This is a genomic window from Streptomyces palmae (genome assembly GCF_004684805.1).
GTDB lineage: Bacteria > Actinomycetota > Actinomycetes > Streptomycetales > Streptomycetaceae > Streptomyces > Streptomyces palmae.
In genome coordinates, this window is sequence record NZ_SRID01000494.1 from 1 (window position 1) to 4,185 (window position 4,185).

Genomic DNA, 4,185 nt, shown 5'->3' on the forward strand with positions numbered 1-4,185 from the left:
GCCCCGGCGGCCCCGCCCGCGGAGCCGGGCCGACCCGCCCAGCCGGTGGCCGGGGACGCCTCCGGCTGGACCATGGACGAGCGGCTCTACAACCAGGTCTGGGGCATGTTCGAGGACCTGGCGCGCAGTGCCTCGGCCTACCGCAGCGCCATCGACTTCGCCGACTCCCGGATGGAGCGGGAGCTGGACGGCATGCTCTCCGACCCCCGGGCCCGGTTCGGTCCGGCCGCCGACTCGGCCCGTGCGACGGCCCGCGGCAAGCACACCCGGCTGGTGGAGCAGGCGCGTGAGGTCTTCGACCGGGACGCGGCCCAACTGGTCGCGGAGGCGCAGGTCGTGGAGCCGGCGCTGCCCCCCGCGTACGCCGGCTGGGACAGCCCGGTCTGGCACGCGTACCGGGTGCCCAGCGAGATGCCGATGGCGCTGCGCCTGGGCGACCTGCACCTGCCCGAGCGCACCGATCTGCGCATCCCCATGCTGGTACGGCTGCCGCTGGAGCGGGGGCTGTGGATCGACTGCGGCCGCGACGGCTCCGCGGAGTCGGCGTCGGTGGATTCCGACGAGCTGCGCCGGCTGGCCATGGACACCGCGGTCGCCCATGCGGCCCGGCTGCTGGCGGTCTACCCGGCGGGGGAGTTCACCGTCCAGGTGATCGACCCGGCGGGGTCGGCGGCCTCCTCCCTCGCGCCGCTGACCGGATCGGGCGTGCTGGACCGGCCGGCCGCCTTCGGCGCGCAGGGCGTCACCGAGACGTTGGAGCGGCTCACCCGGCGGGTGGACCTGGTGCAGATGGCCATCCGCAGCGGTGCCGCCGACGCGCTGCCGCCCGATCTGGACCTGGCGCAGCAGCTGCTGATCGTCAACGACTTCCCGCACGGCTTCGACGACCGGGCCGTCACCCAGCTGCGGTACCTGGCGGACGAGGGGCCGTCGGTCGGCGTACACCTGATGATGGTGGCCGACCGCGAGGAGGCGCGGGCGTACGGTCCGGTGCTGGACCCGCTGTGGCGCGCGCTGCTGCGGATCACTCCGGTGCCGGACGACCACCTCGCGGACCCCTGGGTCGGTCACGCCTGGACCTATGAGCCCTCGAAGGTCCCCCCGGGCAGCCGCGTGCTCCACCAGGTGCTGTCCGAGGTCGCCAGGGCCCGGCAGGCCTTCGGCGGCTGACCCGCGAGGTCGCCGCGGGGAGGCGGGCGGCGGCCGGTGCCGGGGAGCGCTCAGGCGGCGGCCTCGCCGCCCGAGCCCGCCTCCACCGGACGCGAGAGCCGGCCGGCCGTCTCCGGCAGCAGGGTGAAGCAGCCCAGGCTGAACAGCGCGATGACGGTCAGATAGGCGGCGACCGCCCAGGGCGGCCCGCTGCCGTGGGAGAGCGCGGTGGCGACGATCGGGGTCAGCGCGCCGCCCAGCACACCCGCCAGGTTGTAGCCGACCGCGGCCCCGGTGCAGCGCACCCGCGGCTCGAACAGCTCCGGCAGGTAGGCCCCGGTGACGGCCATCACCAGCATCAGCCCGAGTGAGGCGCCGAGGAAGCCGAGGAACATCAGCAGCGGCTCCCCGGTGCCGAGCAGGCCGATCAGCGGGAAGGCCCACAGCGCGGTGACGGAGCAGCCGGCCAGGCACAGCGTCCGCCGCCCCAGCCGGTCCCCCAGGTGCGCCACCCAGGGCGTCAGCGCCCCCTTGATCGCGACGGCCGCCATGATGCAGCCGAGCATCACCGTGCGGCTCACCTCGAGCCGGTCGGTGCCGTAGGCGAGCGACCAGGTCGTCACGGTGTAGAAGACCGCGTAGCCGACGGCCAGCCCGCCCGCGGTGAGCAGCACCGGACGCCAGTGGTCGCGCATCACCTCGGCGAGCGGCGCGCCGGAACGCTCGTCGCGCTCGGCCAGCTCCCGGAACTCCGGTGTCTCGCTGAGCTGGCTGCGCAGCAGCAGCCCGCCGCCCACCAGCAGCCCGGCGACCCAGAACGGCACCCGCCAGCCCCAGGCGTGGAACTGATCGTCGGTCAGCAGACCGGACAGGGTCAGCAGGACGCTGTTGGCCAGCAGGAAGCCGACGGCCGGGCCGACCTGGGGGAAGCTGCTCCACAGTCCGCGCCGATGGGCCGGCGCGTGCTCGGCGGTCAGCAGTACGGCCCCGCCCCACTCGCCCCCCAGGCCGAAGCCCTGGACGAAGCGGAGCAGTGTGAGGATCACCGGTGCCGCCGGGCCGATGGTGCCGTAGGTCGGTACGCAGCCGACCGCGACGGTGGCCAGACCGGTCAGCAGCAGGGAGGCGATGAGGACCGGACGCCGACCGTGGCGGTCTCCGATGTGCCCGAAGAACATGGAGCCCAGGGGCCGGGCGATGAACCCGACGGCGAAGGTGCCGAAGGCGGCCAGCGTGCCGGCCAGGGAGGAGAAGTCGGGGAAGAACAGCGAGCCGAAGACCAGGGCCGCGGCGCTGCCGTAGACGTAGAAGTCGTAGAACTCGATGGCGGTACCGACCAGGGACGCGGCGGCGAGGCGCGTCATGGACGGCGATTTTTCGTCGCGCATGACGGTCCAACCGCCGCCGCGAGGCCCCGGTTACGGGGCGCGTGGTGGCGCCGGGGCGTGTGCCCCGGGGCGGCGGTGGTACCTCTACCGCCGCCGCTCCCTCAGGAGGCTCACCAGCCGCGTGCGCGCCACTCGCCCAGGTGCGGGCGCTCGTTGCCGAGGGTGGTGTCGTCACCGTGCCCGGGGTAGACCCAGGTCTCGTCGGAGAGCACGAACAGCTTGCTCTCCACGTCGTCGATGAGGCTGGCGAAGGCCTTGGGGTCGTCGTGGGTGTTCCCCACGCCGCCCGGGAACAGGCAGTCGCCGGTGAACAGGTGCGGGTGGCCGTGCGGGTCGTCGTAGACCAGCGCGATGCTGCCGGGGGTGTGCCCGACCAGATGGCGCGCCGTCAGCTCGACCCGGCCGACCCGGATGGTGTCGCCGTCCTCGACCAGGACGTCGGTGGGCACCGGGATGCCCTCGGCGTCGTACCGGCCCGCGTAGGTGCGCGCGCCGGTGGCGTCCACGACCTCCCGCAGCGCTCCCCAGTGGTCGGGGTGCTGGTGGGTGGTGACCACGGACGCGATGCCGCTGTCCCCGATCAGGTTGAGAAGGGTCGCCGGCTCGGCCGCGGCGTCGATCAGCAGCTGCTCATCGGTCGCGCGGCAGCGCAGGAGATAGGCGTTGTTGTTCATCGGGCCGACCGCGACCTTAGAGATCATGAGGTCGGTCAGTTCGTGCACGTCCGCAGGTCCGCCGACCTTCACCGCTCCGCTGTACGTCATGATCTCAGCCTAGCGGGGGGACGGTCGGCAGCGGGCCCTGGCCGCAGCTCAGTCCGGCGCCGTCGGTCCGCCCGGCGAGCCAGCCCAGCAGCTCGGCCGGGGTGCCGTCGACGGTGATCGCCGGGCCCTCGGCGCGGCCGGTGGTCCGCTCGGTGCCGTCCGTGGCGCGCAGCAGCAGGGCGGGCACGTCGGGGTGGCCCGAGAACCTCCCGGTGAGGAAGTCCAGCTCCTGGGCGACGAACTCGGCGGGCAGGTCGGCGAGGGTGTAGCCGAGGCCCAGGTCGACATGGTGCAGCTCGACCTCCCCCAGCCTGCGGAAGGCCAGCCGGGCGGCCTGGTCGGTCACTCCGTTGCGCATGGTCACCCGGAACTCCCAGCGGTCCCGGGGGAGGGCGGCGGCGGCCTCGCCGAAGCGGGCGGCGCTGGCCCGCAGGTCGTCCAGGTGCTCCGGGAACGGCCGGTGGGCGTCCCGCGCGATGTCCGCGTCGCGGGCCTCCTCGCTGGCGTACATCGGGATCTCCTCGCCGGTGCGGGCCCAGGTGAGGAGGTTGGTGAGGGCGTCGGCGTTGCGGGCCAGGTGGGCCAGGACGTGGCCGCGGGTCCAGCCCGGGAGCAGGGAGGGCTCGGCGACCGTCTTGTCGTCCAGCCCGGCGACGGTGCCGAGCAGCCGTTCGGTGGCCGCCTGGACCGCGGCGGCGTCGTGTGCGAAGTCACTCATGTCCCAGACCGTAGTGCCTCACTCACACGTTCGGGTGAAGCAGGCTGGCTTGGCCCGTGATTCGAATGTACGTGCTATAGGCTCGGAGTGCTGCATCCTTGAAGGACATCCCCACACCGCCCCCATACCCTTGGGGGCGGGGGTTTCGCTCCGCACCCTCCCTGCC

3 protein-coding genes and 1 pseudogene are annotated in these 4,185 nt (G+C 73.6%); 1 reads left to right on the plus strand and 3 read right to left on the minus strand.

What is annotated here, in order from left to right:
* A pseudogene (locus tag E4099_RS29810) lies at positions 1-1,170 on the plus strand (TerD family protein); the annotation flags it as partial.
* A 50-nt stretch (positions 1,171-1,220) separates the two neighbouring features.
* On the opposite strand, the gene E4099_RS29815 reads toward E4099_RS29810, so the two are convergent.
* The 3 genes from E4099_RS29815 to E4099_RS29825 all read right to left on the minus strand — a co-directional run bounded on the left by E4099_RS29815 (position 1,221) and on the right by E4099_RS29825 (position 4,019).
* Complete coding sequence (locus E4099_RS29815; RefSeq protein ID WP_135342227.1) at positions 1,221-2,513, minus strand: MFS transporter; 1,293 nt, start codon at positions 2,511-2,513, stop codon at positions 1,221-1,223.
* A gap of 134 nt (positions 2,514-2,647) precedes the next feature.
* Complete coding sequence (locus E4099_RS29820) at positions 2,648-3,301, minus strand: MBL fold metallo-hydrolase (RefSeq protein WP_135342228.1); 654 nt, start codon at positions 3,299-3,301, stop codon at positions 2,648-2,650.
* 4 nt (positions 3,302-3,305) lie between these two features.
* Complete coding sequence (locus tag E4099_RS29825) at positions 3,306-4,019, minus strand: maleylpyruvate isomerase family mycothiol-dependent enzyme (RefSeq protein WP_135342229.1); 714 nt, start codon at positions 4,017-4,019, stop codon at positions 3,306-3,308.
* Positions 4,020-4,185: the final 166 nt, after the last annotated feature.